This is a genomic window from Labrys sp. ALF-8 (assembly GCF_059699065.1).
On record NZ_AP048538.1, the window covers coordinates 756,419 to 775,184 of the forward strand.

Annotated in this window: 20 protein-coding genes; 10 read left to right on the forward strand and 10 right to left on the reverse strand. The window is 62.5% G+C overall.

The genetic code is table 11. From position 1 onward, the window contains the following. The first annotated feature begins 127 nt into the window (after positions 1-127). The 4 genes from AC6H34_RS23345 (at position 128) to AC6H34_RS23360 (ending at position 4,355) form a co-directional block, all read left to right on the forward strand. Complete coding sequence (locus tag AC6H34_RS23345; RefSeq protein WP_497540391.1) at positions 128-439, forward strand: polyhydroxyalkanoic acid system family protein; 312 nt, start codon at positions 128-130, stop codon at positions 437-439. 291 nt (positions 440-730) lie between these two features. After that, positions 731-1,681 (forward strand): sugar-binding protein, encoded by a 951-nt coding sequence (locus AC6H34_RS23350; RefSeq protein WP_448147323.1) that lies wholly within the window; start codon positions 731-733, stop codon positions 1,679-1,681. A gap of 152 nt (positions 1,682-1,833) precedes the next feature. After that, positions 1,834-3,339 carry a sugar ABC transporter ATP-binding protein gene (locus AC6H34_RS23355; RefSeq protein ID WP_448147324.1) on the forward strand — a complete coding sequence of 502 codons (1,506 nt, stop codon included), beginning with the start codon at positions 1,834-1,836 and terminating at the stop codon, positions 3,337-3,339. Positions 3,340-3,350: 11 nt separating this feature from the next. After that, the gene (locus tag AC6H34_RS23360; RefSeq protein WP_448147325.1) at positions 3,351-4,355 is read left to right on the forward strand and encodes an ABC transporter permease; all 1,005 of its coding nucleotides are present in this window, start codon (positions 3,351-3,353) and stop codon (positions 4,353-4,355) included. 119 nt (positions 4,356-4,474) lie between these two features. On the opposite strand, the gene AC6H34_RS23365 is transcribed toward AC6H34_RS23360, so the two are convergent. The 9 genes from AC6H34_RS23365 to AC6H34_RS23405 all read right to left on the reverse strand — a co-directional run bounded on the left by AC6H34_RS23365 (position 4,475) and on the right by AC6H34_RS23405 (position 11,496). Further along, the gene (locus AC6H34_RS23365) at positions 4,475-4,861 is read right to left on the reverse strand and encodes a VOC family protein (protein WP_497540392.1); all 387 of its coding nucleotides are present in this window, start codon (positions 4,859-4,861) and stop codon (positions 4,475-4,477) included. Then, the gene (gene alr, locus AC6H34_RS23370; RefSeq protein ID WP_497540393.1) at positions 4,861-5,979 is read right to left on the reverse strand and encodes an alanine racemase; all 1,119 of its coding nucleotides are present in this window, start codon (positions 5,977-5,979) and stop codon (positions 4,861-4,863) included. Before alr ends, AC6H34_RS23365 begins: the two co-directional genes overlap by 1 nt. Before the next feature lie 123 nt (positions 5,980-6,102). Then, on the reverse strand, positions 6,103-7,620 hold the full coding sequence (locus AC6H34_RS23375; protein ID WP_497541265.1) for a replicative DNA helicase: 1,518 nt from the start codon (positions 7,618-7,620) through the stop codon (positions 6,103-6,105). Between the two features lie 150 nt (positions 7,621-7,770). Further along, a complete protein-coding gene (gene rplI, locus AC6H34_RS23380) occupies positions 7,771-8,346 on the reverse strand; it encodes a 50S ribosomal protein L9 (RefSeq protein ID WP_448147329.1) in 576 nt (191 codons plus the stop codon). A 22-nt stretch (positions 8,347-8,368) separates the two neighbouring features. Next, positions 8,369-8,515 carry a hypothetical protein gene (locus tag AC6H34_RS23385; protein WP_497540394.1) on the reverse strand — a complete coding sequence of 49 codons (147 nt, stop codon included), beginning with the start codon at positions 8,513-8,515 and terminating at the stop codon, positions 8,369-8,371. Positions 8,516-8,528: 13 nt separating this feature from the next. Then, positions 8,529-9,311, reverse strand: coding sequence for a DUF2232 domain-containing protein (locus AC6H34_RS23390; protein WP_497540395.1), 783 nt, complete (start codon positions 9,309-9,311; stop codon positions 8,529-8,531). A gap of 130 nt (positions 9,312-9,441) precedes the next feature. Beyond that, positions 9,442-9,681, reverse strand: a complete 240-nt coding sequence (gene rpsR / locus AC6H34_RS23395; protein WP_068295067.1) for a 30S ribosomal protein S18 — start codon at positions 9,679-9,681, stop codon at positions 9,442-9,444. A 2-nt stretch (positions 9,682-9,683) separates the two neighbouring features. Further along, entirely contained in the window at positions 9,684-10,169 is a 486-nt protein-coding gene (rpsF, locus tag AC6H34_RS23400) for a 30S ribosomal protein S6 (protein WP_448147331.1), read from the reverse strand. Positions 10,170-10,536: 367 nt separating this feature from the next. Then, positions 10,537-11,496: a TerC/Alx family metal homeostasis membrane protein gene (locus AC6H34_RS23405; protein ID WP_448147332.1), complete on the reverse strand. Its 960-nt coding sequence runs from the start codon at positions 11,494-11,496 to the stop codon at positions 10,537-10,539. A gap of 326 nt (positions 11,497-11,822) precedes the next feature. Between AC6H34_RS23405 and AC6H34_RS23410 the strand changes: the two genes are divergently transcribed. The 6 genes from AC6H34_RS23410 (at position 11,823) to gyrA (ending at position 18,075) form a co-directional block, all read left to right on the forward strand. Continuing rightward, positions 11,823-12,593, forward strand: coding sequence for a CDP-alcohol phosphatidyltransferase family protein (locus AC6H34_RS23410; protein WP_497540396.1), 771 nt, complete (start codon positions 11,823-11,825; stop codon positions 12,591-12,593). Continuing rightward, positions 12,574-13,320, forward strand: a complete 747-nt coding sequence (locus tag AC6H34_RS23415) for a TerC family protein (protein ID WP_497540397.1) — start codon at positions 12,574-12,576, stop codon at positions 13,318-13,320. The genes AC6H34_RS23410 and AC6H34_RS23415 overlap by 20 nt, the downstream gene beginning before the upstream one ends. Before the next feature lie 24 nt (positions 13,321-13,344). Then, positions 13,345-14,319, forward strand: coding sequence for a quinone oxidoreductase family protein (locus tag AC6H34_RS23420; RefSeq protein ID WP_497540398.1), 975 nt, complete (start codon positions 13,345-13,347; stop codon positions 14,317-14,319). Next, positions 14,316-14,642 carry a hypothetical protein gene (locus AC6H34_RS23425; protein WP_497540399.1) on the forward strand — a complete coding sequence of 109 codons (327 nt, stop codon included), beginning with the start codon at positions 14,316-14,318 and terminating at the stop codon, positions 14,640-14,642. Before AC6H34_RS23420 ends, AC6H34_RS23425 begins: the two co-directional genes overlap by 4 nt. Further along, entirely contained in the window at positions 14,639-15,085 is a 447-nt protein-coding gene (locus AC6H34_RS23430) for a class I SAM-dependent methyltransferase (RefSeq protein WP_497540400.1), read from the forward strand. Before AC6H34_RS23425 ends, AC6H34_RS23430 begins: the two co-directional genes overlap by 4 nt. A gap of 344 nt (positions 15,086-15,429) precedes the next feature. Then, positions 15,430-18,075 (forward strand): DNA gyrase subunit A, encoded by a 2,646-nt coding sequence (gene gyrA, locus AC6H34_RS23435; protein WP_497541266.1) that lies wholly within the window; start codon positions 15,430-15,432, stop codon positions 18,073-18,075. Between the two features lie 156 nt (positions 18,076-18,231). On the opposite strand, the gene AC6H34_RS23440 is transcribed toward gyrA, so the two are convergent. Beyond that, on the reverse strand, positions 18,232-18,519 hold the full coding sequence (locus AC6H34_RS23440) for a hypothetical protein (protein ID WP_448147337.1): 288 nt from the start codon (positions 18,517-18,519) through the stop codon (positions 18,232-18,234). Between the last annotated feature and the right edge of the window lie 247 nt (positions 18,520-18,766).

Sequence of the window (18,766 nt, forward strand, 5' to 3'; positions counted from 1 at the left end):
CATTCTCTACCGATTGAAATATAATGGTATTGTCGCGACACCCTGGACCAGCCCCGGCCAAGCTTGCGGAGTGCCATCCGGTTTTCCTATATCAGAAGATCGATGCTCCTTCCGGACCAGAGGCACCATGTCACGACCGCTCACCGTCACCATTCCGCACAACCTCGGCCGTGAGTCTGCTCTCAAGCGCATCAAGGAAGGGATCGTGCAGCTGCGATCCACCTATGCCGGCCAGTTCACCGTGCTGGAGGAGACATGGACGGCCGACAAGCTGGATTTCCGCATCTCCGCCCTGAAGCAGACCGTTTCCGGCAGTATCGACGTTGCGGAGACCACGGTTACGGTCAGCGTCATGCTGCCTCTTCTGCTGTCCGTCCTCGCCGAGAAGGCAAAGAGCGCGATCCAGCATCGCGGCCAGTTGATGCTCGAAAAGAAGTAGCCCCGGTGCACGGTGGCGGCTCGCGCTATTGTTGCATGATCGAGAAACACACGGTCCGCGTGTTTGAGGTACGCTCCGCATTTTCTGTCGGGAGCCGCTCAACAAAGATTGCAAATCCGTAATGCCTGGATAATAGTAAGACAAATAACGGCGGCCCCGACTTCGGCCGCGTCAAGAATGCTCCGGGTGGCAATAGCAGAGGAGGACGGCGAGCCGGGATTGCCGACGATTCGGCCGGAGCATGCGGCCGCGAAATATCAGCAAAGAAACAAGATCCTAGGGAGGTTGTTCATGAAGAACATCATCGTTGCGGGCGCCGTTGCCGCCCTTCTCGCTTCGACCGCCATCGGCGCACAGGCCGCCGACAAGAAGACGCTGGTCTTCGTACCCAATGGCGCGTCTGACTTTTGGAAGGCCGCCGAGGCAGGCGTGAAGAAGGCGCAGGAGGAACTGCCGAACTACGACCTGCAATTCAAGTATCCCGAGCAGTCCGCCGCCGCTGTGCAGGAACGCTTGATGGACGATCTCGTTTCGGCTGGTGTCGCCGGCATCATGGTGTCCGCAGTGGATCCCAAGACCGAAACCGACGCTCTCAGCAGGGTCGCTTCCCATACGCTGCTGCTGACCACGGACAGCGACGCTGCCAAGAGCGGACGCGTCGCCTATATCGGTTCGAGCAACGTGCTGGCCGGCAAGCAGGTCGGTGAGATCCTGAAGAAGGCCCGCCCCGACGGCGCCAAGTGCATGGCCTATGTCGGTCTGCCCGGCGCCGACAATGCCCGCGAGCGCATCGAGGGCATCAAGGAAGCGATCGCCGGGACCAAGATCACGATCGTTGACGTGCGCGCCGATGACATCGACCAGTCTCGCGCCAAGCGCAATGTCGAGGACACCTTGACGGCCAATCCCGACATCGATTGCATGCTGGGCATCTACTCCTACAACATCCCGCAGATCTATCAGGCGCTGAAGGAAGCGGGAGCCCTCGGCAAGATCACGGTTACCGGCTTCGACGATGATCCGATCACCTTGGGCGGCGTCAAGGAAGGCACGGTCGCAGGCACCGTCGTGCAGCAGCCCTACGAATGGGGCTACCAGGGCATGAAGGCGATGGCCAAGATCCTCGAGGGCGACAAGTCCTTCATCCCGGGGGACGGCCTGATGATCGTTCCGACGAAGACGATCCTGAAGGACAACGTCGACGATTATGCCGCGCAGTTGAAGAAAATGCAGGGCAAATAATTGGCGCCTGCTTCAATTGGCTAGCTTCAAATGAACACGGCGGCAGGTTAACCTGCCGCCGTTGTCTTCCAATAATGCAATGCCGAGGGCAGTGATGGGCCATGACTGCCTCGGCCCAAGCAGACGCGAGATGCGCAGCATGGAGGTCGAGAATGGTGCAGCCCTTTCTTGAGCTGGTCGGCATCGGGAAGGCCTATCCCGGCGTCCAGGCTCTCAGCGGGGTAAGCCTTTCGATTTCGCCTGGCGAAGTGGTGGGTCTCATCGGTGAGAATGGCGCGGGCAAGTCGACCCTGATGAAAGTTCTGGGCGGTGTGGTATCGCCGAGCACCGGCGTGATCCGGCTCGACGGCAAGGAACACACGGCTCTGACGGTCAAGGACTCGCTCGCGGCCGGCGTCGCTTTCGTGCACCAGGAACTCAACCTCTTCGAGAATCTCGATGTCGCGGCCAACGTGTTCATCGGGCGCGAACCGAGGTCCGGCGGCATGCTCCATCTGATCGACAAGCGCAAGCTCCACGAGGATACCGGGCCGCTGCTCGAGCGCGTCGGCTGTGACTTCAAGCCGGATACGCTCGTGGCGGAGCTGTCCATCGCGCAGCGCCAGCAGCTGGAGATTGCGAAGGCTTTGTCCCTGGGCGCGCGCGTCGTCATCATGGACGAGCCGACATCGAGCCTCACGATCTCCGAAACGAACCGCCTGCTCGACATCATCAGGGATCTCAGGGCGAGCGGAGTGGCGGTCATCTTCATTTCCCACCGTCTCAACGAGGTGAAGCAGTGCGTGGATCGTGTCGTGGTGCTGCGGGACGGCCGGATGGTCGGAACGCTGGATCGCGAGCATGTCACGCATGATGCCATGATCCGGCTGATGATCGGCCGTGATCTCAAGGAACTCTACACGCCGCCGCTTTCGAAGGCGCGGGACGCGGTACTCGAACTCGTTGAACTGCGCACCTCGAGCTATCCCGGCCAGCCGGTCAACCTGTCCCTTCGCAGGGGCGAGATCCTGGGCCTCGCCGGCCTCATCGGCGCCGGGCGGACGGAGTTGGCGCGCGCCATGTTCGGCATCGACAGGTTGGTCGGCGGCGGCATGCGACTGGAGGGGAGGGCGGTCAGGATATCGACCCCGCGCGATGCCATCGAACACGGCATCTATCTCGTGCCCGAGGATCGCAAGCAATCCGGGTTGATCCTCGACCAGAGCATCGTCAACAATATCTCGCTGCCCGACCTGATGTCCTATGCCAGCTTCGCGTTGATCAGCCGGCGCAAGGAGACCAAGAATGCCGAGCAGCAGCGTCGAGCGCTGAGCATCAAGGCGGAGAGCGTGGCGAGGCAGGTGGGCACTCTGTCCGGAGGGAACCAGCAGAAGGTCGTCCTGGCGAAGTGGCTTTCCATGCGCCCCAGCGTGATGATCTTCGACGAACCCACCCGCGGTGTCGATGTAGGCGCCAAGACCGAGATCTATGACCTTATGCGCGGGCTGGCGGACAGTGGCGTCGCCATCCTCATGATCTCCAGCGACCTGGAAGAAGTCATCGGGGTCAGCGATCGCATGGCGGTGATGCATGAAGGCGCCATCGCCGGCATCCTGGCTCGCAAGGATTTCAAAGAAGAAACCATCATGCAACTTGCCGTCGGCCACAGCGTTCACTGAGAAAGTCTGTCATGCTGAAGAAAGATATCAGTCTGTTCGTGCTGATCCTCGTGATTGGGGTCGTGACGGCCTATCTCAATCCACGCTTCATTTCGCCCATCAACGTATCAAATACGGCCAATCTGATCGGCTTGTTCGGTCTTTACTCGATCGGCGCGGGCTTCGTCATCATTACAGGCGGCATCGATCTGTCGGTGGGCTCTCTCTTCGCCCTGCTTGGCGTGGTCTTCATCGACCTCCTCAGCAATCACCAGCTCAATTGGGGGCTCGCGCTCATCCTGATGGTACTGGCCGGCATGGCGATCGGTGCCATACACGCCTTCCTGATCCTGCGCATGCGGGTGCAGCCCTTCATCGTCACCCTGTGCGGCCTGCTGCTTTATCGCGGCATTGCACGGTGGTACACGGGAGACGGCACGGCCGGTTTCGAATTCGGCCAGAGTTTCCCGGCCCTTGAATGGCTGACGACCGGCCGCACCTACGGTGTGCCGCATAGTTTCGTGATGTTCATCATCGTCGCCATCATCATGGGTATCGTGCTGCATCGCTCGGTATTCGGCCGCTACCTCTGCGCCGTCGGCAAGAACGAAGAGGCGGCGCGCTACTCCGGCATTCCTACCGGCCGCGTCATCGCGGCGGCGTATATCATCGCCAGCGGCCTTGCGGGGCTCTCGTCCGTCTATTTCGTGATGTACACCCGCTCGGTGTCGCCGGCTTCGCACGGCAATTTCTACGAGTTGTACGGCATCGCCGCCGCTGTGCTGGGAGGCTGCTCGCTGCGGGGGGGCGAAGGCTCCATTTTCGGCATCGTGCTCGGGGCCATCCTGCTGCAGATCCTGCAGAACCTCGTGAACCTCCTGGGTATCCCGAGTTCCCTGAATTTCGCGGTGATGGGCGCCGTCATCCTCATCGGCGTGCTCGCCGACCAGCAGTTCAGCGTCTATCGCGACTGGCTGCGCGGCAGGAGGCGCGATGCGGAACTCGCCCGCAATGCCGCCAAGCAGAGCAGTCCCTAGAGCGTCTTGGGTTTGAAGGAATCGGCAAGACGCAAAGACGCGTCGAAAAACCTGAACGCGCTCTGCTCCAGGCATTGCGTGGTGGGACGAAAGCCAGCTGCCGCCGAAAGGCTGAGGAACTATTCCGCCAGGTGGCAGACGGCCTCGATATTGTGTCCGTCCGGATCGAGCACGAAGGCACCGTAATAGTTCGGATGGTAATGCGGGCGAATGCCGGGCGGGCCGTTATCGGTGCCGCCGGCGGAGATCGCCGCCTTGTAGAAGGCGTCCACGGTCGCCCGATTGTCGGCCGCAAAGGCGACATGGAAGCGATCTCCCTTGACGTCGCCATTCCCGATCCAGAACTTCGGATGGCCGTCGGCTCCATAGCCGGCATGCGCCGAGCCGCCGGTTTCATCAGCGGTAACTTCCATCTGGACAGAATAGCCGAGCGGGGCAAGCGCCTGGTCGTAAAATGCGCGGGAACGGCCGAAGTCGCGGACCGGAAAGCCGATATGGTCGAACATCAGGCTGCCTCTTCCCCGGTGATGCGGCGCTCGTAGCGAGCGCCGAGACTGGTGAGAATTTCGTAGCCGATCGTGCCGGCGCGCCTGGCGACTTCATCGACGGGCAGGTGAGGGCCGATCAGTTCCACCCAGTCGCCGCGCTTGACCGTATCCTCGGGCAGCGCAGTGACATCGATCGCGGTCATATCCATCGAGATGCGTCCGGCTATCAGGCAATATTGGCCGCCGACATAGGCGATGGCACTGTCGAAATCGTCCGACGAGGAGCCCGAGCGGAGATAGCCGTCGGCATAGCCGATGCCGACCACGGCGATACGTGCCGGCGTGCGGGTGGTCCAGGTGGCGCCATAGCCGACATGTTCTCCCGGCTGGACTGTGCGCACCTGAAGCACCTGCGCCTCCAGGGTGACGACCGGCTTCATGGGGTTCGGCCTGTCGAGGACCGGGTTGGAGCCGTAGAGAGCCACACCGGGGCGCAGCAGATCATAGCCGATATCGGCCGGATGGAAGGTACCGTACGAGTTGCAAAGGGAAGCGGGCACGCCCGGAAAGAACTGATGCGCGGCCGAGAAAGCCGTGAACTGCCGGGCGTTCATGGGATGGTCTCGAACATCCGCGCAGGCCAGGTGGCTCATGAGAAGCGACGGCCTGAACAGGTTGTCTTCGTTTGCGAGGGCCTGCGCCTGCTCCATCCGCAGGCCCAGGCGGGACATGCCGGTATCGACATGCAGGGCCGCGCCGCCTTGCCAGCCCGTGTTGGCGCAGAAGGCGGACCATTCCCGCAGTTCCTCCAGCGAGCCGAGGGCGGGGCGCAGGCCGTGCCGGGCATAATCGTCGGCGCGGCCAGGCACGAGGCCGCAGAGGACGTAGATCGTCGCTTCCCTGTCGAGACGGCGGACGTGATCGCCTTCCTCGATATGGGCGACGAAATAGGTGCGACAGCCAGCGCGGCTCAATAGCGGCACGACATTCTCGATGCCGAGCCCATAGGCGTCGGCCTTTACGACGCCACCGCATTCGGCCTGGGGCCTTTGGCGGCCGCACAGGCGCCAATTTGAGACGAGCGCATCCGTATCGATGGTCAGACGGGCGTAGGCAGCGGGGCGTGAATCGGTCATGAGGCGACAATAGGGCGCCCCGACGATCTGCGGAAGTCCCGGTAGCGTCGCCGCCGCCATGCAATCCGCGAAGCGGCGGGGTGGCCGCCGCCATTCCACGGAAGGGTGAACCGCTGCTGCGGGCTATTCTCCCGTCTGGATGGGCAGATGGTCGGCCCGCGCCAGATTGCCGAAGCGCGTGACATCGGCGTCGAACTGCACCTTCACGGTGCCGGTAGGCCCGTGGCGCTGCTTTCCGATGATGACTTCGGCAACGCCTGCCAGGCTCTCCATCTCGGCCTGCCACTTGAAGAACTCTTCCGTGCCTTCCTTCGGCATCTTGTTCTTCACGTAGTACTCCTCACGGAAGACGAACATCACCACGTCGGCGTCCTGCTCGATGGAGCCGGACTCGCGAAGGTCGGAGAGCTGAGGACGCTTGTCGTCGCGTGATTCCACCTGGCGAGAGAGCTGGGAGAGGCCGATGATGGGCACGTTCAGTTCCTTCGCCAGGGCCTTGAGGCCAGTGGTGATCTCCGTGATTTCCTGCACGCGATTCTCGCTGCCCTTCTTGCCGGAACCGGTCAGGAGCTGAATGTAGTCCACGATCAGGAGATCGAGGCCACGCTGGCGCTTGAGACGGCGGGCGCGCGCAACCAGCTGTGCGATCGAGATGCCGCCGGTGTCGTCGATGTAAAGCGGTGTCGTCTGCATGTCCTGGCTGGCCGTCACGAGGCGGCTGAACTCCTCCTCCGAAAGATCGCCGCGGCGGATCTTGTAGGAAGGCACGTTTGCCTGCTCGGCGACCACGCGGGTGGCGAGCTGCTCTGCCGACATTTCCAGCGAGAAGAAGCCGACCGATCCGCCGTCGAGGGTCTTGCGCGCGCCGTCGGGCTGGACTTCGACCTTGTAGTGCTTGGCGATGTTGTAGGCGATATTGGTGGCGAGCGAGGTCTTCCCCATGCCTGGACGGCCTGCGAGGATGATCAGGTCGGACGGCTGGAGGCCACCCATCACCCGGTCGAGATCATCGAGGCCGGTCGCAAGGCCCGACAGGTGCCCGTCGCGTTGATACGCGGCGGACGCCATGTCGATGGCATCCTTCAGCGCATCCGCGAAACTTGAGAAACCGCCGTCGGAGCGCCCGGTCTCGGCCAGGGCGAAGAGCCGCCGCTCGGCCTCCTCGATCTGGTCTGCCGGTGCCATCTCGACCGGCGCGTCATAGGCCGTGTTGACCATCTCCTCGCCTACCTGGATCAGGGATCGGCGCACCGCGAGGTCGTAGATGATCTGGCCGTAATCGGCGGCGTTGATCACCGTCGTCGCTTCGGTCGCGAGGCGAACGAGGTATTGGGAGACCGTAAGGCCACCGCCGATATCCTGGTCCGAGCCCACGAAAGTCTTCAGCGTCACCGGTGTCGCCATCTTGCCGGCCCGCACGAGGCTGGAGGTGATCTCGAAGATCTTTCGATGGAAGGGATCGAAGAAATGCTCCGGCAGCAGAAAGTCCGAGATACGGTAGAAGGCCTCGTTGTTGACGAGAATTGCGCCCAGCAGCGCCTGTTCCGCCTCCACATTGTGGGGTGCCTGCCGAAATGGCTGCGCGCCTTGGCTGGGTTCGAGCTTATGGACTGTGGCTTCGGCAGGTGCGGGCATGGCGATCGGACAACCGTGATTCGATGAGGCGGCAGTGTATCACGCAAGACTCCGCCTCTCGCCGCAACCGCGCCAATTCACATCCATCCACAGCGCGCAAAAATAAAAGCCGGGCGGTAGACCGCCCGGCTTTGACTTTCGAAAAGGTGAACCGGATCAGACTTCCGGCTGTTCGCCGGTGCCGGGAACGCCGGGGATCTCGACGTCTTCCGGGTTCTCGTAGGCGACCTCGTCCTCGTCGGTCTGGGCCAGCACGTCCTCGCCGCGGATCTGGCGCTCGGCTTCTTCAGGCGAGCGGGCGATGTTTGCGCTGATCGCGACTTCAACTTCCGGATGGAGGTGGATGAATACCTTGTGCAGGCCGATGGTCTTGATCGGCGTGTTCAGCACGAACTGCGAACGCGAAACGGTGAAGCCACCGGCGGTTGCCGCTTCGGCGAGGTCGCGAGCGCTGACCGAACCGTAGAGCTGGCCGGTTTCACCAGCCTGGCGGATGAGGGTGAAGGTCTGGCCGTCGAGCTTGGTCGCGACGGTTTCGGCTTCCTTCTTCAGCTCCAGATTGCGGGCTTCGAGCTGCACGCGCTCCTTCTCGAAACGCTCCTTGTTGGCCTTCGTGGCGCGCAAGGCCTTGTTGTTGGGCAGAAGGAAGTTACGGGCGTAGCCGTCCTTGACCTTCACCGTCTCGCCCATCTGGCCGAGCTTGGAAACGCGTTCCAGCAGAATGACTTCCATGTTGGTCTCCTTAGATTTGATATCAGTTCGTTGTGTTCGGGGATTGCGACCGGCCGCCGGGCAGGCCGCGGATGTTGAAGAAGAGGTCGATCAGGCCGAGCAGCGCCACCAGCGCCAGGACGATCCAGCTCAGGAAAAGGAGGAGCAGATAGACAAGGCCGAGGATCATGGGGCGCGCGGCGTTACCGCGGGTCGCGTAATGCGCAACGGCGAAGCCCTGAACGATGAAGGCGCCGATCAGGGAGCACAGCAGCAACTGGCCGGCGAAGCCGAACCCCCCAGGCAGCAGCGACACGACGCACGCGCCCCCCCAAGAGGATCGGCAGCCAGTGCGGCAGGCGCAAGGCGGCGACGTCGGGCCAGGGGCGCGGCAGCCGGCCTGACATCCGCGCGATGCGCCCACTAAGCCAGAGGCCGCCCGCACTCATGATCGTGGTCAGCGTTGCCGACATCGGAAGCATGAACCGGCTGAAATTGTGGACGAAGGCAGTGGTGTCCGTGCCGGCCGGGACGGGCGCGTCACGCAGCATCTCCTGAAGCGCCTTTTCCGTCGATTCGACGACGTTCTCGTAGGAGGTACCCATGGAGAGCATCGTGAAGAGCGCGCTGAAGGTGCTCAGCAATGCCGCGACGACGATCAACGAGCCGAGCGAGATCCGGCCCTGTCCCTTGTCCGTTGCGGCAAATCCGGCAAGGGCGAGATAGGCCAGCCCCCAGGCGGGGAGCGCCATCGAAACGCCGAAAGCCAGCCCAAGGCGAATGCCCGCCAGGCCGGCCAGAATTGCTATCGCGGTGGCGGCGGCGACCAGTCCGGAGCGAGAGCCCCAGCTCAGCGTTGCCAGCGTGACGGGAAGCGGTGCGAGAAGGAGAAGCGCGAATCCCAGCATCGACCCGCTCAGAATGGCGAGGACGAGGAGGGCGGCTGCCAGACCGGCAGCAAGGCCAATGAGAATATCGCGTTGCATCGTCGAGCTGTCCCGCTGTCGCGGTTAGAGGCTTTGGATCGGGATCCATTTGCCCCAGCCATGGCCGGCGAACCGGCTGACTGTCGTTGATAGGACGGGCGGGAGCTAGCTGTCCCGCCCGGAAGTGTACTTAGCCGATCACGTAGGGCAGCAGGCCCAGGAAGCGGGCGCGCTTGATGGCCTGGGCCAGCTCACGCTGCTTCTTGGCCGAGACGGCCGTGATGCGGGAAGGGACGATCTTGCCGCGCTCGGAAATGTAGCGCTGCAGGAGCTTGACGTCCTTGTAGTCGATCTTCGGCGCATTCGGGCCCGAGAACGGGCAGGTCTTGCGACGGCGGAAGAAGGGGCGGCGCCCAGGTGCGGTAGCCATGATTACTCTTCTCCCTGCTCTTCAGAAGCGGCGCCTTCGAAACGGTCACGGCGCGGGGCGCGATCACGATCGCCGCCACCACCGCCACCACCGAAACGACCCGGGCCGCCACGGCCGCCGCCACCGAAGCCGAAGCCACGGTCGTCGTCACGACGATCATCGCGGTCGGACTTGCGGAGCATGGCCGACTGGCCTTCTTCCAACTCGTCGACAGCGAGGGTGAGGAAGCGGAGCACGTCCTCGGAGATCGACTGCTGGCGCTCCACCTCTGCCAGCGCAGCGGCCGGAGCGGTGATGTTGAGCAGCGTGAAGTGAGCCTTGCGGTTCTTCTTGATGCGGTACTGGAGCGACTTGACGCCCCAATATTCGGTCTTGCTGACGGTGCCGCCATGGGCTTCGATGACGCTCTTGAACTGAGCGGTCAGCGCGTCGACCTGCTGCGAGGTGACGTCCTGGCGGGCCAGGAAGACATGCTCGTAATTCGGCATATTCGGCCTGTTCCTTTGAAGTTACAACATATCGCCCGGCGCGAAGCCCCTCGTGACCCTACAGGCCGGCGAGGATTGTCCCAGAGGGCGAAGACACGGGATGACGGAACCCGGAAGTTCCTGCCGCGCAAGCACGGCCATCCGTTCAGCCTCCGGCCAAAGCGAAGCCGGGTCCATACACAGATTGCACTCTCCGTGCAAGGGCTATGTTGCCCCGGGTGGTGCAAGCGCGGGTCACCTTCGGATCGAAGCGCGCGACTTTCATTCCGGTTCCCACCTCCGCCGCCGCCGCGGTGCGATCGAAATGTGAAACGCATCAGGCGAGGCGGGATCCACGCCGAACCAGCCCGGCGAATGCGACCCAGTCCTATGCCCGCCTCGGTATGATGGCCGAGGCGAGAATGGCGATGACCAACGCGGCGAAGGTGATCACCATGGTAAGTACGTTGTCGAACTCACCCACCAGCCGCTCGTAGAAGATCACGAAGCCGATGAAGATCAGGAGGAAGGCGAGCGCCGGCTTGAGATAGCGGAACTTGGCGATCAGGGCGTCGATGACGAAATAGAGCGCACGCAGGCCCAGTATGGCGAAGATGTTGGACGTGTAGACGATGAAGGGATCCTGCGTCTGCGACAGCACGGCCGGCACGCTGTCGACCGCGAAGACGATGTCGGCGATGTTGATCACCATGAAGGCGGCGAACAGAGGCGTGGCATACCGGGTGAGCCTGCCGTTCTGGCGATCAAGGCGATAGACGAAGAAGCGCTCGTTTTCGAAGTCGCGCGTCATGCGCAGGTGATGCATCAGCCATTGCACCGCACGGTTGTGGCCGAGGTCCACCTGCTGTTCGCCGTTCAGCAGCATGCGCAGGCCCGTGACGACCAGGAAGACGCCGAACAGATAGAGCAGCCAGGCAAATTCGCCGACGATGGCCGCGCCGAGGCCGACGAAGACGGCGCGCAGCACGATGGCTGCGACAATGCCCCAGAAAAGCACCCTGTGCTGATATTCCCGCGGCACGGCGAAGAAGCCGAATATCACGGACATCACGAAGACGTTGTCGATCGACAGCGACTGTTCGAGCACATAAGCGGTGAAGAAGAGGGAGCCCTTGTCAGCCCCGAAATAGGCCCACACCCCGAGCCCGAACAGGACTGAAAGAAGGCTGTAGCCCGCCGTGAGGGCCAGGGACTGGCCGAGCGAAAGCACGCGCACGCGGCGATTGAGATAACCGAGATCGAAGATCAGCACGGCGGCGATGGCAGTCGCGAAGACCGCCCAGAACCACAGAGGGGCGCCGAGAATATCGCCGGCGGCGGAGAACATGCGCGACAATTCCGTTGACCGAGCGGCAGGAGGCACCGGAGTTGATGGTCCCGCGACGGCACCGTGTCAACGCTCCAGCGTGTGGGGGCGTTCCGACGATGCCCCGTTACGAAGAGGCGGGAGCTTGCTCGTGCGGCCTGGAAAGTGCACGGCAGCCAGCCTTTGCCGAAGCAGATCCGCGGGCCCGATAGCCCGCAGGACATTCGATTTTCGGCCTTACGCAATGTCCTTTTTATGGGTGTAAGTCGGGAGCGGACAAAAATGTTCTAGCGCCGACGCTATGTGGCGATATGATGACGGCCCCACAGTAAAGAATCTGATCTGCGTTGCCTGCTCCTTCTCCCCAGACGCCCGGTGAACCGATAAGCCCTGAACGCCGGTGGCTTGCATTCGGTGTCCACATCTTTACCGCCAGCGGCGTGTTCTGGGGATTCCTGGCGTTGATCGCGGCTGCGCACCAGGACTGGCGCACCATGTTCGGATGGCTGGCGCTGGCGCTGTTCGTCGACGGTATCGACGGCACGATCGCGCGCAAGATCAACGTGGTGGAGGCGGCACCCCGCTGGTCGGGCACGGCGCTGGACCTCATCATCGACTATCTCACCTATGTGATCGTTCCGGCCTACGCCCTCTACAGTTCAGGCATGTTGGGATCTGCCGGTCATCCGCTCAATCTGATCGCGATGGCGGTGATCCTGCTCAGCAGCGCCATGTATTTCGCCGATAACGAGATGAAGACCGAGGATGCTTGGTTCAAGGGCTTTCCGGCGGTATGGAACCTGATCATCTTCTACTATTTTCTGTTGAGCCCCGCGCAACCCACCACGCTTTCGATGGCGATCATCTTCCTCGTGACGCTTGCGCTCGGCCTGTTGACCTTCGCATCCTTCGTGTTCGTACATCCTCTGCGTGTAGCGAAGCTAAGAGTACCAACGCTGAGTTTTCTCGTGGTATGGTCGATCCTGGCCATCACGGCGATCTGGGAGAACATGGACCCGGCACCGTGGGTGGTCTGGGGCCTGTGCATCATCGGGCTCTATTTCCTCATTCTCGGCTATTTCCGGACAGCACCGACGCATGATCGACCTCCTCAGTGATCCGCAAGCCTGGGCCGCGCTCGTCACGCTGACGGCCATGGAAATCATCCTGGGTGTCGACAACATCGTCTTCATTTCGGTCCTCGTCTCCAAGCTGCCGCCGGCGGAGGCGCGCCGCGCGCGTTCCCTCGGGCTCCTCATGGCGCTGGTGTTCAGGCTGGTGCTGCTCTTCTGCCTGAGCTGGCTGATCGGGCTGACCGAACCCGTGCTGGAGCTCTTGGGCAAGGGGCTGTCCTGGCGCGATCTCATCCTGATCGCCGGCGGCCTGTTCCTGCTGTTCAAGGCCACGCACGAAATCCACAATGAATTCGAGCATGATGGCGGCGGCCCCCCGCAGGCCGCGGCAGGTGGTGCCTTCACCGGCATCATCCTGCAGGTGGCTTTGATCGATATCGTCTTTTCGATCGATTCCATCGTCACGGCCATCGGCATGGCCCAGCATCTGCCGGTGATGATTGCGGCGGTGATCCTGGCCATGGCTTTCATGTTCCTGGCGTCGGGGCCGATCGGGGGCTTCATCCATCGCCATCCGACCACGAAGGTGCTGGCTCTCGCATTCTTGATGCTGATTGGCGTATCTCTTGTCGCCGATGGTGTCGGCATGCATATTCCGCGCGGCTATATCTACTTCGCCATGGCGTTCGCGGCCGGTGTGGAAACCGTCAACGTCCTGGTCAAGCAGAGGCGCGCCCGGGCCAAGGCCCAGTCGCAATCACAGACGTCCTGATTTCCATTATCGATAGGTAGTGCCATGCCCGCAGCGATCCGCGTTCACCAAACCGGCGGCCCTGAAGTGCTGACGTATGAAGACGTCCCCACCGCCGCGGCAGGCCCAGGCGAAGCGCTGATCCGCCATCATGCAAGCGGCGTGAACTATATCGATACATACTACCGTGCCGGCCTCTACAAGGCTCCGACCATGCCTTTCACGCTCGGCGCGGAGGGCGCCGGCGAGGTGATTGCGGTTGGGGAGGGGGTGTCCGAGGTCAAGGTCGGGGACAGGGTCGCCTATTCGGGGGCGATCGGCAGCTATGCCGTCGAGCGCACCTATCCGGCAAACCGCCTGATCCCGCTGCCCGCGGCGATATCCTACGAGCAGGCCGCTGGCATGATGCTCAAGGGGATGACGGCGCAATATCTCGTGCGCAGGACGTTCAAGGTCGGACCCGGCCAGACCGTGCTGGTGCATGCCGCCGCCGGCGGTGTCGGCCTCATCCTCTGTCAGTGGGCCAAGTCCCTCGGTGCCGTGGTGATCGGGACGGTGGGGTCGGAGGAAAAGGCGGACCTCGCCAGGGCAAACGGAGCCGATCACACCATTCTCTACCGCAAGGAGGACTGGGTGAAGCGCGTGGCGGAGATCACCGACGGGAAGAAATGCGCCGTGGTCTATGACGGCGTCGGCAAGGACACCTATCCCGGTTCTCTGGATTGCCTCAGCCCGCTCGGCATGTGGGTCTCCTTCGGCAATGCCTCCGGCCCGGTCGAGCCCGTTCCGATGCTGACCCTGGCTCAAAAGGGCTCGCTTTTCGCGACCCGCCCGACGCTCAACACCTATGTGGCCGAGCGCGGCGACCTGCTGGCCACGGCAAACGACCTCTTCGACGTGGTCGCCTCGGGCAAGGTCAGGATTCCGGTCAATCAGCGCTATGCCTTGAAGGATGCCCGGCAGGCGCATGAGGAACTCCAAGGCAGGGCGACGACTGGTTCGTCGATTCTGCTGCCGTGAGTGAAGCGGACGCGGCGGCCTCTCCCGTGTCCCAGCAGCCGGAGGCGGATAAAGACATCTACGATGCCGCATTCGTCAAAGGAGTCTTCGACCGCTGTTCCGGGAAATACATCGCCTTCAGCACATTCTGCTCCCTGGGCTTTACCGAACGCTGGAGGCGGCAATGCGTCGAGGCCTTGCCGCCCCTCCGCATGGTGGCGCCGACCGGCTACGACCTCATGGCCGGCACGGGGGAGGTCTGGCCTCACCTCCTGAAGCGTTTTCCTGGGGTCTCCGCCATCACCGCGGTCGATATCTCCTCGGGCATGCACGACGCGCCATGAAGCGCCTGCATGTTCACAGGGTACACAAGATCGCTTTTGTCGAGGACGACGTGCTGGCAAGCAATCTGCCTGCCGATAGCGCCGATTTCATCATCTCGACCTTCGGCCTGAAGACCTTCAATGCAGAACAGCACGCCCGGCTTGCACACCTCGTGGCGCGATGCCTGAAGCCCGGCGGGGCGTTCTCCATGATCGAAGCCTCCGATCCCAAAGGCTGGTGGCTACGCCCACTCTATCTTTTTCATCTCAGGGTTGTGCTGCCGCTTGTCGAGCGGCTGCTGCTGAAGGGCGCCCAGGACTTCTCGATGATCGGCACTTACAGCACCAATTTCGGCAATGCCTCGGCGTTCGCCCAGATGCTGCGGGACGAAGGGTTGCAGGTTGACTATCGCAGGTTTTTCTTCGGCTGCGCGACGGGTGTCTGTGGAATCAAGCCATCATGACAGGGCCTCGTCACGCGCCATGACGGACCGCCGGCGTACCGGAATGCATATTTCCGATGAGACTCCCGCCTTGGATGCACCGGCTACGGTTCCCCCATCGACGGAGCGGCGGGAGCGCGCCCTTCCCGCTTCTGAACACACTCTCGACAAATTCGAATAACCCCTTGAAAAATAAATCGAAGAATGCTGTTGGCGTGAGAGCGGCAAAGGTGGTGTTGCGGCGCGGAATGGGCTAGAACAACGCACCAGAATCGGTTTGAGGCCGTGCATTGACTGACGAAAACGACAAGAATCCGGGTGACGGGGAACCGTCCGACATCCGGTCGACTTCCATCACCGATGAAATGAAGCGCAGCTACCTCGATTACGCCATGAGCGTGATCGTGAGCCGCGCTCTGCCCGACGTGCGCGACGGCCTGAAGCCCGTGCACCGGCGCATCGTTCATTCGATGTATGAGAACAATCACACGCCGGACCGCAAATACGTCAAGTCTGCCAACATCGTCGGCGCGGTGATGGGTCAGTACCATCCCCACGGCGACCAATCGATCTACGACGCTCTCGTGCGCATGGCGCAGACTTTCTCGATGCGCCTGATGCTCGTGGACGGCCAGGGCAATTTCGGTTCCGTCGACGGCGATCCGCCGGCGGCCATGCGTTACACCGAGTCGCGCATGTCGAAGGCCGCCGTGGCCATGATCGACGATATCGACAAGGCTACCGTCGACTTCCAGGAGAACTACGACGGCACCAAGGAAGAGCCTACGGTCCTGCCGGCGCGTTTCCCGAACCTGCTCGTCAATGGCGCAGGCGGCATCGCCGTCGGCATGGCCACCAACATTCCGCCGCACAATCTCGGTGAGGTCATCGACGGGTGCCTTGCCTATATCGACAATCCGGCCGTCACCGTGGACGACCTGATGGAGTTCATTCCCGGGCCGGATTTTCCGACTGGGGCCACCATCGTCGGGCGTTCCGGCATCCGCTCCGCCTATAACACCGGCCGCGGCTCGATCATCATGCGCGCTAGCGCCACGATCGAGGAGATCCGCAAGGACCGCGACGCCATCATCGTCACCGCAATTCCCTACCAGGTGAACAAGGCGACGCTGCAGGAGCGCATTGCCGAACTGGTGCGCGAGAAGAGGGTCGAGGGCATCGCGGAGGTTCGCGATGAGTCGGACCGCCAGGGCATGCGACTGGTCATCGAATTGAAGCGTGACGCCGTGGGCGAGGTGGTGCTGAACCAGCTCTACCGCTTCACCTCGCTGCAGACGAGCTTCGGCGCCAACATGGTGGCGCTGAACGGCGGCAAGCCGGAGATCCTTAACCTCCGCGACATGATCTCGGCCTTCGTCGACTTCCGCGAGGAGGTCATCAGCCGTCGTACCAAATATCTGCTCGGCAAGGCGCGCGACCGCGCCCACATCCTTTGCGGTCTCGCCACTGCCGTTGCCAATATCGACGAAGTCATCCGGATCATCCGCACGAGCCCGGACCCGAATTCGGCGCGAGAGGCCTTGATGGGCCGCGACTGGCCGACTGGCGACATCGCTCCGCTCATCCTGCTGGTCGACGATCCAAAGCATCCGATGAACGCGGACGGTACCTACCGCCTCTCGGACGCCCAGGCCCGCGCTATCCTGGAACTGCGCCTCGCCCGCCTCACGGCCTTGGGCCGCGACGAGATCGGCGAGGAGTTGCAGACCCTGGCCGACCAGATCCGCGACTACCTGGATATCCTGCGCTCGCGCGCCCGCATCATGGCGATCGCCCGCACGGAACTCGAAGAGATCAAGGCCGCCCACGCCACGCCGCGCCTGACCGAAATCCTCGATTCCGACGCCGATTTCGAGGACGAGGACCTGATCCAGCGCGAGGACATGGTGGTGACGGTGTCCCATGCCGGCTACGTCAAGCGCGTGCCGCTGTCGACCTATCGGGCGCAGCGCCGCGGGGGCAAGGGGCGGTCCGGCATGCAGACGAAGGACGAGGATTTCGTGACCTCGCTGTTCGTCGCCAATACGCATACGCCCGTGCTCTTCTTCTCGTCCAAGGGGCGTGTGTACAAGGAGAAGGTCTGGCGGCTCCCGCTCGCGGCGCCGCAGGCGCGAGGCAAGGCGTTCATCAACCTGCTGCCGATCGAGGCCGACGAACGCATCACCTCGATCATGCCCCTGCCCGAAGACGAGAACCAGTGGGCGACGCTGCATATCATGTTTGCCACGACCTCCGGCTCGGTGCGCCGCAACGATCTCTCGGATTTCGTCCAGGTCAATCGCGCCGGCAAGATCGCGATGAAGCTGGAAGAAGGCGAGCAGATCCGCGACGTTTCCATCTGCACCGAAGCCGACGACGTGCTGCTGACCACGGCGCTCGGCCAGTGCATCCGGTTCCCGGTCTCGGACGTGCGCGTGTTCAAGGGGCGCGACTCCATGGGCGTGCGCGGCATCAGGCTCGATGGCGACGATACCGTGATCGCAATGGACATCATTGCCCATCGCGAGATATCGCCCGAGGAACGCGCCGCATACTTCAAGATGCGGCGCGCCGTGGCGGGCGAAATCGAAAATGGCGACAACGGCATCGAGGATGCCGAGGAAGCCACTGACAGCGCGGTCGAGATCTCCACCGAGCGCTATGCCGAGCTTTCGGCGGGCGAGGAATTCATCCTCACCATTTCCGAGAACGGCTACGGCAAGCGCAGTTCGTCCTACGAATATCGCATCACCGGACGCGGCGGTAAGGGCATCGTCGCCATGGCGGTCAACCAGCGCAACGGCAAGCTCGTTTCGTCCTATGCGGTGGAGCATTCCGACCAGATCATGCTGGTGACGGATGGCGGCCAACTCATTCGGTGCCCTGTGGACGGCATCCGCATCGTCGGACGCGGCTCGCAGGGGGTGATCGTCTTCGACACGGCCGATGGCGAAAAGGTCGTCTCGGTGGAACGTGTCAGCGATGAAGGAAGCGAAGAAGGCGAGGAATAGGCGCCGTTCGAAAAAAAACGCGGCATCCAGACCGAATGCCGCGTTTTGAGTTCCGGTCATGCTTCCGATGCGCATGAATCCCGGGGTCTTGGAGAGGAAATACTATCGCCGTACCGGCCCGGTGGCTGGTCACGTCGATGGCAAAATCATAAAATCTCAGTGAGCCTTGATCTTGACGAGCGTGGTCTTGCCGGAATTCTGGAAGACCTGCAGCGTGGTCACGGGCGGCATAGAGTCCATCGCTCCCTGGGAGCCGCTCGCGCAGGCTGCCATCAGCGAATTTTTCGTGCAGTCGGCGGCGATCGAAGCGATGTCCTGCCGGTCGCCGCGGGCAGCTGCCATCTGCTGAGGCTGCATGCGGGCTACGTCGAGCAGCGAGGCCGCAGCGAGCGCGAAGAGGCTGGCGCCGATTGCCAGAACGGGGCGAATGCGAACGGATGTCATTGCCTTGCATCCTTCCAAATTCAGGGGGTCAATGTCGTTACATTGCTTATGATCTAATTAACCAAACTTGAGCGTGACACGGCGTGCGTTATCGCACACCGCGGCATCGGCAAGGTGGGAGGAGATCGGTCGGGTGCGGCCATGAAGGGGTTCGACGGGCATATCTGCTGGTCCAGTTCTGGTTTCAGGCTCCGGGAGCCTCCGATTTCGCGGATGCGTTTCCCAATCTCTTCCGCTAGGAAATGCG

Bases quoted from the DNA above. Each gene is read 5' to 3' on its own strand.
- AC6H34_RS23345 (WP_497540391.1), top strand. From the start codon at position 128: ATGTCACGACCGCTCACCGTCACCATTCCGCACAACCTCGGCCGTGAG.
- AC6H34_RS23350 (WP_448147323.1), top strand. From the start codon at position 731: ATGAAGAACATCATCGTTGCGGGCGCCGTTGCCGCCCTTCTCGCTTCG.
- AC6H34_RS23355 (WP_448147324.1), top strand. From the start codon at position 1,834: ATGGTGCAGCCCTTTCTTGAGCTGGTCGGCATCGGGAAGGCCTATCCC.
- AC6H34_RS23360 (WP_448147325.1), top strand. From the start codon at position 3,351: ATGCTGAAGAAAGATATCAGTCTGTTCGTGCTGATCCTCGTGATTGGG.
- AC6H34_RS23365 (WP_497540392.1), bottom strand. From the start codon at position 4,861: ATGTTCGACCATATCGGCTTTCCGGTCCGCGACTTCGGCCGTTCCCGC.
- alr (WP_497540393.1), bottom strand. From the start codon at position 5,979: ATGACCGATTCACGCCCCGCTGCCTACGCCCGTCTGACCATCGATACG.
- rplI (WP_448147329.1), bottom strand. From the start codon at position 8,346: ATGGAAGTCATTCTGCTGGAACGCGTTTCCAAGCTCGGCCAGATGGGC.
- AC6H34_RS23385 (WP_497540394.1), bottom strand. From the start codon at position 8,515: ATGATCCTCGGCCTTGTCTATCTGCTCCTCCTTTTCCTGAGCTGGATC.
- AC6H34_RS23390 (WP_497540395.1), bottom strand. From the start codon at position 9,311: ATGCAACGCGATATTCTCATTGGCCTTGCTGCCGGTCTGGCAGCCGCC.
- rpsR (WP_068295067.1), bottom strand. From the start codon at position 9,681: ATGGCTACCGCACCTGGGCGCCGCCCCTTCTTCCGCCGTCGCAAGACC.
- rpsF (WP_448147331.1), bottom strand. From the start codon at position 10,169: ATGCCGAATTACGAGCATGTCTTCCTGGCCCGCCAGGACGTCACCTCG.
- AC6H34_RS23405 (WP_448147332.1), bottom strand. From the start codon at position 11,496: ATGTTCTCCGCCGCCGGCGATATTCTCGGCGCCCCTCTGTGGTTCTGG.
- AC6H34_RS23415 (WP_497540397.1), top strand. From the start codon at position 12,574: ATGATCGACCTCCTCAGTGATCCGCAAGCCTGGGCCGCGCTCGTCACG.
- AC6H34_RS23420 (WP_497540398.1), top strand. From the start codon at position 13,345: ATGCCCGCAGCGATCCGCGTTCACCAAACCGGCGGCCCTGAAGTGCTG.
- AC6H34_RS23430 (WP_497540400.1), top strand. From the start codon at position 14,639: ATGAAGCGCCTGCATGTTCACAGGGTACACAAGATCGCTTTTGTCGAG.
- gyrA (WP_497541266.1), top strand. From the start codon at position 15,430: ATGAAGCGCAGCTACCTCGATTACGCCATGAGCGTGATCGTGAGCCGC.
- AC6H34_RS23440 (WP_448147337.1), bottom strand. From the start codon at position 18,519: ATGACATCCGTTCGCATTCGCCCCGTTCTGGCAATCGGCGCCAGCCTC.